Origin of the sequence: Frateuria defendens, assembly GCF_001182895.1 — a bacterium.
In the GTDB taxonomy this organism is placed as follows: domain Bacteria; phylum Pseudomonadota; class Gammaproteobacteria; order Xanthomonadales; family Rhodanobacteraceae; genus Frateuria_B; species Frateuria_B defendens.
Map to the genome: position 1 here is coordinate 18199 of NZ_LFQR01000103.1, position 14153 is coordinate 32351.

Genomic DNA, 14153 nt, shown 5'->3' on the forward strand with positions numbered 1-14153 from the left:
CTCCTACAATTGCCGGGGCACCGCCGGGGTCGACGGGTATTCCCGCTGCAACACCGCCAGGTAATCGCGATAGGCCGTTGCGTAGGCGTCCACCTGTTCCGCCCGCGGGCGCGTCACCGTGTCGGCATGCAGGTCGACGGCCTCGGCGCACAGTTCGGACAGGGGGCGTCCTTCGCCCTGCAGGTGGCTTTCGCACCAGGCCGCCTGCAACGCCGCGCCCAGTGCGGCCGCCTCACCGACCTGCGGGCAGGCCAGTTCGGCGTTCATCACGTCGGCCACGATCTGCCGCCAGACCGGGCTCTTCGCGCCGCCGCCGGTGAGGCGGATGCCGCGCGGGACGATGCCGAGCCCGCCCAGCAGGTCCAGCCCGTAGCGCAGGCCGAAGGTGGCGCCCTCGACCACGGCCCGGCACAGGTTCTCCGGGCGCAGGTTGTGGCCGTCCAGGCCGTGGAAGCTGCCGCGGGCCTCCGGCAGCGCGGGCACGCGCTCGCCGCTGAAGAAGGGCAGCGCCACGACGCCGCCCGCGCCGACCGGCGCGCGTGCCACGGCCTCGTTGAACGCGGCCACGTCCAGGCCGAACAGCTGCCGCACCTGGGTGGTGGCCGAGGTCACGTTCATGGTGCACACCAGCGGCAGCCAGCCGCCGTGGCTGGCGCAGAAATTGGCCACCAGCCCGTTGCCGGAGACGGCCGGCCGGTCGGTGCAGGCGTACAGCGTGCCGGAGGTGCCCAGGCTCAGCGTGAGCGTGCCCGGCTCGATGTTGCCGGTGCCGATGGCGCCCATCATGTTGTCGCCGCCGCCGGCGGCCACCACCACGTCGGGCCCCAACCCGAGCCGTGCGGCGACCTCGGCGCGCACGCGGCCGACGGGTTCGTGCGGGGCGATAAGGCGGGGCAGCACGCGGGCCGGGTCGAGTTCCGGCGCGACCAGCGCGAACACGTCCTCGCGCCAGGCCCGGCGGCGGGTGTCGAAATAGCCGGTGCCGGAGGCGTCGCCCGCTTCGGCGCAGCGTTCGCCGGTGAGATGGAAGTTCAGGTAATCGTGCGGCAGCAGGATGGTGGCGATGCGTGCGTAGGCCTCGCGATGGTGCTTGCGCAGCCATGCCACCTTGGAGGCGGTGTAGCCGGGCTGCAACAGCAGGCCGAGCTTGTCGAGGCAGCCGGCGGGGCCGCCCAGGGCCTCGATCAGGGCCGTGTTTTCCGCCGCCGATTCGGTGTCGTTCCAGAGCTTGCCCGGGTACACCGGCACGCCCTGCGCATCGAGCGCCACCATGCCGTGCTGCTGGCCGGAGACGCCGATGGCGCGGATCGCGCCGGCGGCGATGCCGGCCTGCGCCACCGCTGCGGCGAAAGCCTGTTCGAAGGCGTCGATCCACCACTGCGGCGGCTGCTCGCGACGCCCGTGCGGGCCGCTGATCAGTTCATGGGCGCTGCTCGCTTCGCCGACGATGCGCAGCCGCTCGTCGACGACCACGACCTTGGTGCTCTGCGTGCCGCAATCCACGCCTACGTACATGCCTCATGCTCCTGTTGCGTAGGGATGCCGGGAGTCGTCGCCATCGCCGAGAGCCTACCCGGTATTTTCATCCGCGATGGTCCTGTAGGAGCGCGCCTTGCGCGCGACAAGCCTACGCAGCGGTGACGCCGCAACTCTGCGGTCGCGCGCAAGGCGCGCTCCTACAGGCGGATGGGGACGCTCGCGATTGTGCTTCAGCGCAGGGCTTCGAGCGTGGCGCGGGCGCCGCGCTCGTGCAGCGAGGCGAGCGTGTGCGTGTAGGCCTCGACGAAGCGGGGGTTGTCCACCAGGTCGCCGAAGATGTCCCGGTCCTCGACGAAGGCCAGCGGCTGCGCGCGGTTCCTGCGGGCGGCGGCCTGCAGCTTCTCCTTCAAGCGGTCGACCACGAGGATCGGCTGGCCCTGCTCGTCCACGCCCTCGGCGTAGCGCGCCCAGCTCGCCACCACCGCCACCGCGCGCCGGATCTCGCCGCCGCGTTCGAGCTGCTCGCGGATCACCGGCAGCAGCCATTTCGGGATGCGGTCGCTGCTCTCCGCGCACAGCCGCGCCAGCGTGTCGCGGATCTGCGGGTTGGCGAAGCGGCGGATCAGCGTGTGCTTGTAGTCGGTGAGGTCCACACCCGGCACCGGCGCCAGGGTCGGCGTGGCCTCCTCGTTCATGTAGCCCAGCAGGAACCCGACGAACAGCGGGTCCTGGCAGACCTCGTGCGCGTAGCGGTAGCCGGCCAGGTAGCCGAAGTAGGTCAGTGCCTGGTGGCTGGCGTTGAGCAGGCGCAGCTTCATCAGCTCGTAGGGGCGCACGTCCTCGACCAGCTGCACGCCGACCTCCTCGAACGGCGGCCGGCCCTGGTCGAAGTGATCCTCCAGCACCCACTGCACGAACGGCTCGCACACTACCGGCCAGCGGTCGTCCAGGCCGAAGCGCTCGCGCACTGCCTCGCGGTCGGCGTCGGTGGTGACCGGCGTGATGCGGTCCACCATGGCGTTGGGGAAGGGGACGTGCTCGTCCATCCAGGCGCCCAGCTCGGGGCTCTTGCGGCGGGCGAAGGCGGTGAACATGCGCCGCGCCACGTCTCCGTTGCCCTCGATGTTGTCGCACGACATCAGGGTGAACGGCGGCACGCCCTGCCGGCGCCGGCGCGCCAGCGCCTCGGTGATCAGGCCGAAGGTGGTGCGGGGCACGGCGCCGTCCGCCAGGTCGTGGATCACGTCGGGGTTGCCGAAGTCGAACTCGCCGGTGACGTGGTGGAAGTTGTAGCCGCCCTCGGTCACGGTGAGCGAGACGATGCGCACCGCCGGGTCGGCCATCAGCGCGATCACCGCCTCCGGGTCGTCGGGCGCGTAGCGGTAGTCGAGTAGGCTGCCGATCACGCGCGGCTCCCACTGGCCGTCGGCGTGCTTGATCACCAGCGTGTACAGGCCGTCCTGGGCCTTGAGCGCCTGCTCCATCAGGCGGTCTTCCGGCATCACGCCGACGCCGCAGACGCCCCAGTCCAGCGCCTTGCCCGCGTTCATCAGCCGGTCCAGGTACATGGCCTGGTGCGAGCGGTGGAAGCCGCCCACGCCGAAATGCACGATGCCGACGCGCAGCTGCGAACGGTCGTAGGCGGGGATGGCCACCGCATCGGGCAGCTGTGCGAGCGTGGCCGCGTTGAGCGGGAACATGGCTTGGGTTTCTCCTGGCATGCCGGCGAGCCCTGGGTGGCGGATGGGGGAATGGATGGCGCGCGTCAGGCTTGCGCCGGCAGGCCCAGTGCCTGCCCGGTCTGCGCGTCGAACAGGTGCAGCACGTCGGCGGCGCAGGTGAGCGCGATCGGCTGGCCCATCTCGACGGCGATCGCGCTGTCCAGCTGGGCGGTGATGCGCTGGCCGCCCACGTCCACCTGCACCATGGTGGTGGAACCCAGCGGCTCGACCACGTCGACCTTGCCGGCGAGGTGGTTGGCCGCCTGCGCGTCGCCGCTCCCGCACCACTTGAGGTGCTCCGGGCGCACGCCCACCAGCACCGTCGCGCCGGCCTTGCCGGCCAGGCCGGCCGCGCGCGCGTCGCCGGCGCGGAAGCGGTAACCCTCGCCCTGCAGCGAGCGCGCATCGTCGCCGACCGTGGCGGGCAGGAAGTTCATCGACGGCGTGCCGATGAAGCCGGCCACGAAGGTGTTCACCGGCTGCGCGTACAGCTCGTGCGGCGTGGCGATCTGCTGCACGTTGCCGTCCAGCATCACCACGATGCGCTGGCCCATGGTCATCGCCTCGACCTGGTCGTGGGTGACGTAGAAGGTGGTGACGCCGAGCGAGCGGTGCAGCTTGATGATCTGCGCGCGCGTCTCCACGCGCAGCTTGGCGTCCAGGTTGGACAGCGGCTCGTCCATCAGGAATACCTGCGGCTGGCGCACGATGGCGCGGCCCAGCGCCACGCGCTGGCGCTGGCCACCGGAGAGCGCGCGGGGCTTGCGCTCGAGCAGGTGCTCGATGTCCAGCATCCTCGCCGCCTCACGCACGCGCTTCTCGATCTCCGCCTGGGGCAGCTTCTTCAGGCGCAGCGCGAAGGCCATGTTGCCGAACACGGTCATGTGCGGGTACAGCGCGTAGCTCTGGAACACCATGGCGATGTCGCGGTCGCGCGGGGCCACGTCGCTGACGTCGCGCCCGCCGATGCGGATGCTGCCGGCGGAGAGATCCTCCAGGCCCGCGATCATGCGCATGGTGGTGGTCTTGCCGCAGCCGGAGGGGCCCACCAGCACCACGAACTCGCCGTCGCGGGTGGTGAGGTTGAAATCGTCCACCGCGTTGGGGCCCTGGGCCTTCCTGCCTCCGTAGTTCTTGACGACGTTCTTCAGTTCAACGATGGCCATGGTCCGGTTTCCTGCGAGGTGGATTCGGCGGCGTCACTTCACGGCGCCGAAGGTGAGGCCGCGCACCATCTGCCGCTGGGCGAACCAGCCGAGCACGACGATGGGCGTCACGGTCAGCACGGAGGCGGCGGACATCTTGGCCCAGAACAACCCTTCCGCACTCTTGAACGAGGCGATGTAGACGGCCAGCGTGGCCGCCTTGTGGTCGGTCATGGTGAGGCTCCAGAACGACTCGTTCCAGGCCAGGATCAGCGCCAGCAGGCCGGCCGAGGCGAGCCCGGGCAGGGCCAGCGGCAGCACCACCCGCCACATGGTCTGCACGGTGGCGGCGCCGTCGATGGCCGAGGCCTCCACGATGTCGCGCGGGATGTCCTTGAAGTAGGAGTAGGCCATCCACACCAGCAGCGGCAGGTTCATGGCGGTGAACAGCGCCGTCAGCCCCCACAGGTTGTCGAGCAGGCGCAGGTTCTTGTAGACGAGGAAGATCGGGATCAGCACCCCCACCGCGGGGATGAACTTGGTCGAGACCATCCACACCAGGGTGAAGTCGGTGCGCCGGCTGGGGTAGAAGGCCATCGCGTAGGCCGCCGGCACCGCCAGCAGCAGCCCCGCCAGGGTGGACACCACGGCCGAGAACAGCGAGTTGAAGGCGTAGTGCCAGTAGCCGCTGCCTTGCTCCAGCGCCGTGCGGAAGCTCTCCAGCGTGGGCGCGAAGGCCAGCTGCGGGGTGATCGAGAAGGCGTCCTGCTCGGTCTTGAAGGCGGTCAGCAGCATCCACAGGATCGGGAAGAACATCACCAGCGCCACCGCGTAGGCGAGCAGCGACAGCAGGACGTGGCTCGTGCGCCGGGTCTTCATCGTGCGCTCCCCGCGTTGAGGTTGCCGGCCACGAAGCGGATCAGGAAGAACGAGAACACGTTGGCCAGCACCACCGCGCCCACCGCCGCGGCCGAGGACAGGCCGATGTCGTACTGGAAGAAGGCGTTCTGGTAGATGTAGTAGGGCAGGTTGGTGGTCGCCGTGCCCGGGCCGCCGCTGGTGGTGGCGTAGATCTCGGCGAACGAGGTGAGGAAGAAGATGCTCTCCAGCATCACCACCACGTACAGCACCTGCCCCAGGTGCGGCACCACGATGTGGCGGAACTCCTGCCAGCGGCCGGCGCCGTCCAGCCGCGCCGCCTCGATCTGGTCCTCCGGCAGCGACTGCAGGCCGGTCAGCAGGATCAGCAGGGCGAACGGCGTCCATTCCCAGGCGATCATGATCACGATCGACAGCATCGGCTGCTGCGCCAGCCAATCGAACGGCGCCAGCCCCAGTTCGCGGGCGAGCCAGGCGAGCAGGCCGTAGACCGGGTGGAACAGCATGTTCTTCCAGATCAGGCCGGTGACCACCGGCATCACGAAGAACGGCGAGATCGCCAGCGTGCGCGCCACGCCGCGGCCGGGGAAGGTGCGGTTGAACAGCAGCGCCAGGCCCAGCCCCAGCGCCACCGTGATCGCCAGGCAGGCCATCACCAGCACCAGGGTGTTGACCAGCGAGTGCCAGAAGGTGGGGTCGGTGAGCAGCAGCTTGTAGTTGGTGGCGCCGACGAAGTTGCGCAGCTCCGGCATCATCAGGTTGTAGTGCCGCACCGAGTAGTACAGCGTCATCGCCAGCGGCACGATCATCCACGCCAGCAGGAAGAGCGTCGCCGGCGCCATCAGCCGGCGGGTGGGCGGGCCGCTGCGGGCGCGCCGTCGCGGCGGGGCGGGCGGCGCGGTCTTGGCCAGGGCGGCCGTGGCGATGGGGCTCATGACGGGAGGCTCCGGTCGGGGAGGGCGGTGCGTGGCGGCTGCCGGGCGCGGCGGTGGACTCGTCCGGCCGCCGCGCGCCGGTCACGGCATGCCGATCACTGCATGCCGGTCACTGCATGGCCGGTCACTTCATGCGACCCGACTGCATCATCAGGCGGTTGGTGAAGTCCTGGCCCTGCTTGAGCCCGTCCTCCACGCTGGTCTGGTTGGCGAGGATGCCGGCCATGATCTGGCCCACGCGGGTGCCGATGGCCTGGAACTCCGGGATGCTCACCATCTGGATGCCGGTGTAGGGCACCGGCTCGGCGGTCGGGTGGGCCGGGTCGGCCGCGGCGATCGCCTTCTCCACCAGGCCGGAGAACGGCGCCGCCTTCTGGTATTGCGCGTTGGCGTAGGTGGACTTGCGCGTGCCCGGCGGCACCGCCAGCCAGCCCTGGCTGGCGCCGATCGCGTCGATGTAGCCCTTGGAGGTGGCCCAGCCGACGAAGGCCTTGGCGGCGTCCTGGTGCTCGGACGACTTGGGCACCGCGAGCGCCCAGGTGTAGAGCCAGCTGGCGCCGCGGGTGGTGGTCTCGTGCGGGGCCTGGGCGAAGCCGACCGAGGCGGCCACCTTGGAGGTCTTGGGGTCGGAGACGTAGCCGGCGGCGACGGTGGCGTCCACCCACATCGCGCACTGGCCGCGGGCGAACAGCGTCTCCGACTCGGTGAAGCCGTTGGAGGTCACGCCGGGCGGGCCGTACTTCTGCAGCAGGGTCTTGTAGGCGGTGGCGGCCTTGTTCCAGGCCGGGGAGGTCAGCTGCGGCTTCCAGTCCAGGTCGAACCAGCGTCCGCCGTAGGCGTTCACCATGGTGCCGAACAGCGCCATGTTCTCGCCCCAGCCGGGCAGGCCGCGCAGGCAGATGCCGTAGGTGCCCTCGGCCGGCTTGTGCAGCTTCTGGGCGAAGCCTTCCACCTGGGTCCAGGTCGGGTTCTCCGGCATGGTCAGGCCGGCCTTCTGGAACAGGTCCTTGCGGTAGTAGGTCATGGAGGATTCGGCGTAGAACGGCAGCGCGTAGAGCTTGCCGCCGCTGGAGAGGCCCTCGCGCACCGAGCCGACGAGGTCGTCCACGCCGTAGCTGGCGGGCAGGCCGTCCATCGGCAGCAGCCAGCCGTTCTTGGCCCAGATCGGCGTCTCGTAGTTGCTCACCGTGATCACGTCGTACTGGCCGGCGCCGCTGGCGATGTCGGTGGTGATCTTCTGCCGCAGCTCGTTCTCCGGCAGCGTCACGAAGTGCACCTTGACGTCCGGGTGCGCCTTCTCGAACTGCGCGGTCATCTTCTGCATCGTCACCATGTCGGGGTTGTTCACCGTCGCCACCGTGATCTCGGTCTGCGCGGCGGCGGCCGATGCGACGCTCATGCCTGCTGCCAATAGAAGCCATTTCATCGTGGTTCTCCTGGTTGTGCGGCAGGCGAGTGCATCGCCCGCGACGGGGTGCGGCGAGTGGTCGGCGCGGCCTTGCGCGAGTGCCCGGTTCCGCCCGCGGCGGTCGCGCCTGCCGCGGGCCGGCGCGATGGCGTCCGGGCGGCCCGTCACGCCGCCGTCCAAGATCGAGAACGCGGTCGATGGCCTTTCGCGGGGGCATTGCCACTGGGGCCATTTGGACGGGGAATCATGACCGCGCTCCATAACCAAAGCATTACTTTTGATCAATTGAGATCATTTGATCAGAGTGCGCGGCGATGGTATCGGCGGGTTTTTCGAGGTGTCAACGCTATTTTTGGTGAAAGTTGGCGGCAACTCATTGTTGCAAGGCAACATTTTTTGGGGGTCGGGTGTGGTTATTTTAGTGATGCATGGGATTTTGTTTCCATGCTGCAACTGTGCAAAAGAGCACTAAAGATCAAATGATCGACTTTCGATAGGATAGGGGCGCCTCGCCATGGCCCGGGAATGACGGAAATTCGAGAGGGGTGGCGCACCGCCCAGCCACGGCGCGTACCGGCCCCTGCCATGCCTGACCGACTCGCCACTGGACCGCCTATGTCCCCCGACGAACTGACCTTGCTGGCCAAGCTCTACTACATCGACGGACTGACCCAGGAGGACCTGGCCAGGCGCTTCCACGTCTCGCGCGCCAAGGTCGGGCGGCTGCTGCGGCATGCCCAGGACGAGGGCATCGTGGAGATCCGCGTGCGCCACCATCCGGGTGCGACCCAGGCGCTGGAGCAGGCCCTGATCGGCCGTTTCGGCATCCAGCAGGCGATCATCTCGGTCGACCACGCGGACCCGGACCGGCAGCGCGAGCTGCTGGCCGGGCTGGTGGCCAGCCACCTGGACCGCATCCTGACCGACCGCGGCATCGTGGCCGTGGGGGTGGGGCGCAACATCAGCGCCGTCTCCCATCACGCGGTCTCCGGCACGCGCCGCGCTTGCTCGTTCGTCTGCGCCATCGGCGGCTCCTACCGGGGCGGCGAGGCGATGAACGCCGACCACATCAGCCGCCGCCTCGCGGCGCGCTTCGGCGGCGACAGCGAAACCCTCTATGCGCCGGCCCTGGTGGACGATGCCGCCCAGCGCGCCAGCCTGCTGGCCAACGACACGGTGCACCAGTCGCTGGCGCGGGCGCAGCGCGCGGACATCGCGCTGATCGGCATCGGCGACCTGCTCAACGACGGCAACATCGAGCGCCTCGGCTGGTTCTCGCCGGAGGAGATCGCCGAGGCCAAGCGCGCGGGCGCCGTGGCGGACGTGATGGGTTACAACTTCATCGACATCCACGGCCGCCCGATCACCGAGGAAAGCGAGCGCCATGCCATCGGGCTGTCCATCGAAGACCTGCGGCGCATCCCCAACGTGATCGCCGTGGCCAGCGAGCCGACCAAGATCACCGGCATCCTCGGCGCGCTGCGCAGCGGCGTGGTCAATACGCTGGCGGTCACCCAGGCGGTGGCGCAGACAGTGCTCAGCCTGGCTGCGGCGGCCAGCGGCCCGGCCCCGCCGCAGGCATCGGCGCCTGCGGCATGAGCGCGCAGGTCCGGACGGCAAGGGCCACCCTGGCGACCGGGCAGGCCGGGGGGCGATGGCCTTGCCCGGGTGGGGACCTAATTCTGGAACGACAGAGTTCAGTTAACCCGAATACAACAAACGGCCTATATCGCTTTGCTAAGTTCACGACTCCATCACGTCGGGCGCCTGGGGGCGTGCGGCTAATCCCGTGAACGGCAAGGGGAATTTTCCCGCATGACCATCAAGCGATCGATCCTTGTTGCCGCCCTGATTGCCGCCACGTTCGCCGCCGGATCGCTCCAGGCCAAGACCGCTCCCAGTTCCAGCCCCTCCCGTTCCACCCCCAGCTCCACCCCCGCCGGCTCCAGCAACACCCTCGCCAGCAACGCCGCCGCCGCTTCGGCCGCCGCCTTCTCCCCCTCCGCGATGAACCAGCTGCCGGCTTTCAATCCGGCGCCGATGCTTGCCCAGTCCACGGTTCCTGCGGACCTCGAGTCGCTGCTGGCGGCCTTCGAGGGGGCGGGCGGCTCCGCCGCCGGCGAGCAGGTCGGCGGGCTGCGCCAGTCGCTGATCAAGCTGGCGATGAGGCTGCGCGACATCCGCTACGTGCGCGGCGGCCACGATCCGTCCACCGGCTTCGATTGCAGCGGCTTCGTGCGCTACGTGTTCGCGCATGCGGTCGGGCTGGAGCTGCCGTCCAACTCGGCCAGCCAGTTCCTGGCGGGCCTGAAGGTGCGGCGCAGCCAGATGCAGGCGGGCGACCTGGTGTTCTTCCGCACCGCCGGCCGCCACGGCAACGGGCGCGTCTCGCATGTGGGCATCTACCTCGACAACGGCCGCTTCATCCACTCGCCCTCGCACGGCAAGAGCGTGGAAGTGTCCAGCCTCGACGAGACCTATTGGGCGCAGCGCTTCGCCGGCGCCCGCCGCCCGGGTGGCATCGCCCAGAACGGCTGACACGAAGCCCAAAGGATTCCGACGAAGAGCCGCCGCAAGGCGGCTCGTTTTTTTTCGTGGGCCGGCGCCGCGCTTGCCATGGGCCGCGCCGGCTCCATATCGTTTGACGATTGCAACAGGAGCGCTCATGTCACTCGCCAAGCTACTCGAACTCCCCGGCGTCACTGCCCAGCCGGAGGCCGCCACCCAGGGCTACGTGTTCAACCACACGATGATCCGCGTGAAGGACGTGGCCAAGTCGCTGGATTTCTACACCCGCGTGCTGGGTTTCGTGCCGGTCTACGAGATGGATTTCCCCGAGGCGGAGTTCACCAACTACTACCTGGTGCTGCGCGCCGACCGCGCGGCCATTCCGGAGGACGACGCGGCGCGCCTGGCGTGGGCGCTGGCCCAGCCGGGCGTGCTGGAGCTGACCTACAACTACGGCACCGAGCAGGACCCGGCGTTCCACTACCACCATGGCAACGGCGAGCCGCGCGGCTTCGGCCACCTGTGCGTGTCGGTGCCGGACGTGAAGGCCGCCTGCGAGCGCTTCGAGCAGTTGGGCGTGCCGTTCCAGAAGCGCCTGACGGACGGGCGCATGAAGCACATCGCCTTCATCAAGGATCCGGACGGCTACTGGATCGAGATCCTGCAGCCGACGCCATTCGCCGCCTGAGTCCACGCCTGGGAAGGCCGGCGCGCGGCGATGCGCGCCGGCCTTGCCGCCTTCGAGACCCCTCATGCCATTCCAGCTGCCGCCGGTCACCCGCTATCTGCTGATCGCCAACGTCGCAGTCTTCCTGCTGCAGCAGCTGGCGCCGCAGGCGCTGGCCTATTTCGCGCTGTGGCCGCTGGACAGCGGCCTCTTCGGCGTCTGGCAGATCGTCACCAACGCCTTCATGCACGGCAGCGTGCCCCATCTGCTGTTCAACATGCTGGCGCTGTACATGTTCGGCGGGCCGATCGAGCGGCTGTTCGGCGGGCGGCCTTTCGCCGTGTATTACTTCGTCTGCCTGATCGTGGCCTCGGTGCTGCAGCTCCTGGTGCTGCGCTACTTCCTGCACGACGCGGTGACGCCCACGGTGGGGGCGTCCGGCGCGATCTTCGGCCTGCTGCTGGCCTTCGGCATGATGTATCCGCAGGAGAAGGTGTACCTGATGTTCCTGCCGATCCCGATGCCGGCGTGGCTGTTCGTGACCGGCTATGCGCTGGTCGAGCTGGTGTCTGGCGTCACCGGCTGGATGCCCGGCGTGGCGCATTTCGCCCACCTGGGCGGCATGCTCGGCGGCTGGGTGTTGATCCAGTACTGGCGCGGGCGCCTGCCGCTCAAGCCGCGCCGCCGCCTGATGCGCTGAGGCGCGCTTTCCCTTTCCCCGACGGCTGCCCCGACGGCGTGCGTGCGCCGCCGGGGCAGCCGTGCGTCTTGCGCGCGACCGTTGCGGCCGGCTAGCATTGAATACTCCCCCCTAGTATATAAACCAGAGTCAGGGCCATGCCGTATTCCCCGCAGGAAAAGAAGCGCGCCCTGGTGCGCGTGCGCCGCATTGGCGGCCAGCTCGAATCGCTGGCCGGTGCGCTGGAGCAGGAGGCCGACTGCGGTGCGGTGCTGCAGCAGATCGCGGCCATCCGCGGCGCGGTGAACGGCCTGATGGCCGACGTGCTGGAAAGCCACCTGCGCGCGGTGCTCGACCCGCCGGACGGTGCCCGGCCCGACGGCCTGCACGTGGAGCAGACCGTCGCTCTGGTTCGCTCGTACCTCAAGTAGCCCGGGGCCGTCCGCCGGCCCATTCGTTTTCGTTTTTTCCGTTCAAGCAGGAGCCCCGCATGAAGTCACGCGCCGCCGTTGCGTTCGCCCCCGGCAAGCCGCTCGAGATCGTCGAGCTGGACGTTGCCCCGCCGAAGAAGGGCGAGGTGCTGGTGAAGATCACCCACACCGGCGTCTGCCACACCGACGCCTTCACCCTGTCTGGCGACGATCCGGAAGGGATCTTCCCGGCGGTGCTTGGCCACGAGGGGGCGGGCGTGGTGGTCGAGGTCGGCGAAGGCGTCACCAGCGTCAAGCCGGGCGACCACGTGATCCCGCTGTACACCGCCGAGTGCGGCGAGTGCCTGTTCTGCAAGTCCGGCAAGACCAACCTGTGCGTGGCGGTGCGCGCCACCCAGGGCAAGGGCGTGATGCCGGACGGCACCACGCGCTTCTCCTACAACGGCGAGCCGGTCTACCACTACATGGGTTGCTCCACCTTCAGCGAGTACACCGTGGTGGCCGAGGTGTCGCTGGCCAAGATCAACGCCGCCGCCGACCACGAGCAGGTGTGCCTGCTCGGCTGCGGCGTCACCACCGGCATCGGCGCGGTGCACAACACGGCCAAGGTGCAGGAGGGCGATTCCGTGGCCGTGTTCGGCCTGGGCGGCATTGGCCTGGCGGTGATCCAGGGCGCGCGCCAGGCCAAGGCGGGGCGCATCATCGCGGTCGACACCAACCCGGGCAAGTTCGAACTGGCGCGCTCGATGGGCGCCACCGACTGCGTGAACCCGAAGGACCACGACAAGCCGATCCAGCAGGTGATCGTGGAGATGACCGGCTGGGGCGTGGACCATTCCTTCGAGTGCATCGGCAACGTCAACGTGATGCGCGCGGCGCTGGAATGTGCGCACCGCGGCTGGGGCCAGTCGGTGGTGATCGGCGTGGCCGGCGCGGGGCAGGAGATCTCCACGCGTCCGTTCCAGCTGGTGACCGGCCGCACCTGGAAGGGCACCGCCTTCGGCGGCGTGAAGGGCCGCAGCCAGCTGCCGGGCATGGTGGAGCAGGCGATGGCGGGCGAGATCCAGCTCGCGCCCTTCGTCACCCACACGCTGGGACTGGAGGACATCAACCTGGCCTTCGAGCTGATGCACGAGGGCAAGTCCATCCGCACCGTCATCCACTTCTGACGATGTGGGGGCGCAGCTTGTGCGCGGGCAGCCTGCGCAGCGGCAAGGCCGTCGCGCCGCGGTCGCGCGCAAGGCGCGCTCCTACTGGAGACGCAATATGAGCGATCTCGAACGCCTCGAACACCGCGCTTGCTTCGGCGGCTGGCAGGACGTGTACCGGCACGCTTCCTCCGCGCTCGGCTGCGCGATGAACCTCGCCGTCTACCTGCCGCCGCAGGCGCAGCACCGCCGGCTGCCGGTGCTGTACTGGCTCTCGGGCCTGACCTGCACCGAGCAGAACTTCATCACCAAGGCCGGCGCGCAGCGCTACGCGGCCGAGCACGGGCTGATCCTGGTCGCGCCGGACACCAGCCCGCGCGGCGCCGAGGTGGCGGACGATGCCGGCTACGACCTGGGCCAGGGCGCGGGCTTCTACGTCGATGCCACGCAGGCGCCGTGGGCCGCGCACTACCGCATGCACGAATACGTGGTGCACGAACTGCCGGCCTTGATCGAGGCCGCCTTCCCGGCCAGCGCCGCGCGCGCGGTCAGCGGTCACTCGATGGGCGGCCACGGCGCGCTGGTGGCGGCGCTGCGCCATCCTGGGCGCTACCGCAGCGTGTCGGCGTTCTCGCCGATCGTGGCGCCGAGCCGGGTGCCCTGGGGCGAGAAGGCCTTCGGCGCCTACCTGGGGGCCGACCGCGAGGCGTGGAAGGCGTGGGACGCCTGCGAGCTGGTGGCCTCGGCCAGGGAGAAGCTGCCGCTGCTGGTCGACCAGGGCGACGCCGACGAATTCCTCGCCGGCCAGCTCAAGCCCGAACTGCTCGCTGCCGCCTGCCACGCCGCCGGCCATCCGTTCGCATGGCGCAAGCAGCCGGGCTACGACCACAGCTATTACTTCGTGGCGAGCTTCATCGGCGAGCACATCGCGCACCATGCCGAGGCCTTGCGGGGCTGACGGCTTCGCGCGGAGCGCGGTTGGCCCGAGGGGCCGGTCGAAGGAAGGCGCACCGACCTGCGGCTGCCGGGCCAGCTGCGCGCTGCAATCGCCTGCCCCTGTTCGCAGGGGGAGGCCAGGAGGGGATGAACACTTGCCTTGAGGCATCGAATGCCAAGGCAAGTGCCCGCCCCGCCCTAGTCCTCCCTGCAAGCA

General features: G+C 69.4%; 14 protein-coding genes. 8 read left to right on the forward strand and 6 right to left on the reverse strand.

What is annotated here, in order from left to right; translation table 11 throughout:
• Positions 1–3: 3 nt before the first annotated feature.
• From xylB to ACH65_RS13990, 6 genes are all read right to left on the reverse strand, one after another.
• Complete coding sequence (gene xylB / locus ACH65_RS13965; protein WP_049623219.1) at positions 4–1515, reverse strand: xylulokinase; 1512 nt, start codon at positions 1513–1515, stop codon at positions 4–6.
• A gap of 194 nt (positions 1516–1709) precedes the next feature.
• The gene (locus ACH65_RS13970; protein ID WP_049623220.1) at positions 1710–3179 is read right to left on the reverse strand and encodes a mannitol dehydrogenase family protein; all 1470 of its coding nucleotides are present in this window, start codon (positions 3177–3179) and stop codon (positions 1710–1712) included.
• Positions 3180–3244: 65 nt separating this feature from the next.
• The gene (locus ACH65_RS13975) at positions 3245–4366 is read right to left on the reverse strand and encodes an ABC transporter ATP-binding protein (RefSeq protein ID WP_049623221.1); all 1122 of its coding nucleotides are present in this window, start codon (positions 4364–4366) and stop codon (positions 3245–3247) included.
• A 33-nt stretch (positions 4367–4399) separates the two neighbouring features.
• Positions 4400–5224: a carbohydrate ABC transporter permease gene (locus tag ACH65_RS13980; RefSeq protein WP_049623222.1), complete on the reverse strand. Its 825-nt coding sequence runs from the start codon at positions 5222–5224 to the stop codon at positions 4400–4402.
• Positions 5221–6159 (reverse strand): carbohydrate ABC transporter permease, encoded by a 939-nt coding sequence (locus ACH65_RS13985; RefSeq protein WP_049623223.1) that lies wholly within the window; start codon positions 6157–6159, stop codon positions 5221–5223. The genes ACH65_RS13980 and ACH65_RS13985 overlap by 4 nt, the downstream gene beginning before the upstream one ends.
• 124 nt (positions 6160–6283) lie before the next feature.
• The gene (locus tag ACH65_RS13990; RefSeq protein WP_237561529.1) at positions 6284–7558 is read right to left on the reverse strand and encodes an ABC transporter substrate-binding protein; all 1275 of its coding nucleotides are present in this window, start codon (positions 7556–7558) and stop codon (positions 6284–6286) included.
• Positions 7559–7813: 255 nt separating this feature from the next.
• Here ACH65_RS13990 and ACH65_RS19950 point away from each other — a divergent pair, with 255 nt between their 5' ends.
• The 8 genes from ACH65_RS19950 (at position 7814) to fghA (ending at position 13958) form a co-directional block, all read left to right on the forward strand.
• Entirely contained in the window at positions 7814–8050 is a 237-nt protein-coding gene (locus tag ACH65_RS19950; RefSeq protein ID WP_153242613.1) for a hypothetical protein, read from the forward strand.
• 132 nt (positions 8051–8182) lie between these two features.
• Positions 8183–9166 carry a sugar-binding transcriptional regulator gene (locus tag ACH65_RS13995; RefSeq protein WP_049623225.1) on the forward strand — a complete coding sequence of 328 codons (984 nt, stop codon included), beginning with the start codon at positions 8183–8185 and terminating at the stop codon, positions 9164–9166.
• A 216-nt stretch (positions 9167–9382) separates the two neighbouring features.
• On the forward strand, positions 9383–10105 hold the full coding sequence (locus ACH65_RS14000) for a C40 family peptidase (protein WP_049623226.1): 723 nt from the start codon (positions 9383–9385) through the stop codon (positions 10103–10105).
• Between the two features lie 127 nt (positions 10106–10232).
• Positions 10233–10763 (forward strand): lactoylglutathione lyase, encoded by a 531-nt coding sequence (gloA, locus tag ACH65_RS14005; RefSeq protein ID WP_049623227.1) that lies wholly within the window; start codon positions 10233–10235, stop codon positions 10761–10763.
• Positions 10764–10827: 64 nt separating this feature from the next.
• On the forward strand, positions 10828–11442 hold the full coding sequence (locus tag ACH65_RS14010; protein WP_049623228.1) for a rhomboid family intramembrane serine protease: 615 nt from the start codon (positions 10828–10830) through the stop codon (positions 11440–11442).
• A gap of 137 nt (positions 11443–11579) precedes the next feature.
• Positions 11580–11852: a metal-sensing transcriptional repressor gene (locus ACH65_RS14015; RefSeq protein WP_049623229.1), complete on the forward strand. Its 273-nt coding sequence runs from the start codon at positions 11580–11582 to the stop codon at positions 11850–11852.
• A 59-nt stretch (positions 11853–11911) separates the two neighbouring features.
• Positions 11912–13021 carry an S-(hydroxymethyl)glutathione dehydrogenase/class III alcohol dehydrogenase gene (locus ACH65_RS14020; RefSeq protein WP_049623230.1) on the forward strand — a complete coding sequence of 370 codons (1110 nt, stop codon included), beginning with the start codon at positions 11912–11914 and terminating at the stop codon, positions 13019–13021.
• Positions 13022–13118: 97 nt separating this feature from the next.
• Positions 13119–13958, forward strand: a complete 840-nt coding sequence (gene fghA, locus ACH65_RS14025) for an S-formylglutathione hydrolase (RefSeq protein WP_049623231.1) — start codon at positions 13119–13121, stop codon at positions 13956–13958.
• Positions 13959–14153: the final 195 nt, after the last annotated feature.

Excerpts from the sequence above, each read along its gene's own strand:
- ACH65_RS13985 (WP_049623223.1), bottom strand. The coding sequence starts at position 6,159 with ATGAGCCCCATCGCCACGGCCGCCCTGGCCAAGACCGCGCCGCCCGCC.
- ACH65_RS19950 (WP_153242613.1), top strand. The coding sequence starts at position 7,814 with ATGACCGCGCTCCATAACCAAAGCATTACTTTTGATCAATTGAGATCA.
- ACH65_RS13995 (WP_049623225.1), top strand. The coding sequence starts at position 8,183 with ATGTCCCCCGACGAACTGACCTTGCTGGCCAAGCTCTACTACATCGAC.
- fghA (WP_049623231.1), top strand. The coding sequence starts at position 13,119 with ATGAGCGATCTCGAACGCCTCGAACACCGCGCTTGCTTCGGCGGCTGG.
- ACH65_RS14010 (WP_049623228.1), top strand. The coding sequence starts at position 10,828 with ATGCCATTCCAGCTGCCGCCGGTCACCCGCTATCTGCTGATCGCCAAC.
- ACH65_RS13980 (WP_049623222.1), bottom strand. The coding sequence starts at position 5,224 with ATGAAGACCCGGCGCACGAGCCACGTCCTGCTGTCGCTGCTCGCCTAC.
- ACH65_RS13970 (WP_049623220.1), bottom strand. The coding sequence starts at position 3,179 with ATGTTCCCGCTCAACGCGGCCACGCTCGCACAGCTGCCCGATGCGGTG.
- ACH65_RS13990 (WP_237561529.1), bottom strand. The coding sequence starts at position 7,558 with ATGAGCGTCGCATCGGCCGCCGCCGCGCAGACCGAGATCACGGTGGCG.
- ACH65_RS14015 (WP_049623229.1), top strand. The coding sequence starts at position 11,580 with ATGCCGTATTCCCCGCAGGAAAAGAAGCGCGCCCTGGTGCGCGTGCGC.
- ACH65_RS13975 (WP_049623221.1), bottom strand. The coding sequence starts at position 4,366 with ATGGCCATCGTTGAACTGAAGAACGTCGTCAAGAACTACGGAGGCAGG.
- gloA (WP_049623227.1), top strand. The coding sequence starts at position 10,233 with ATGTCACTCGCCAAGCTACTCGAACTCCCCGGCGTCACTGCCCAGCCG.
- xylB (WP_049623219.1), bottom strand. The coding sequence starts at position 1,515 with ATGTACGTAGGCGTGGATTGCGGCACGCAGAGCACCAAGGTCGTGGTC.
- ACH65_RS14020 (WP_049623230.1), top strand. The coding sequence starts at position 11,912 with ATGAAGTCACGCGCCGCCGTTGCGTTCGCCCCCGGCAAGCCGCTCGAG.
- ACH65_RS14000 (WP_049623226.1), top strand. The coding sequence starts at position 9,383 with ATGACCATCAAGCGATCGATCCTTGTTGCCGCCCTGATTGCCGCCACG.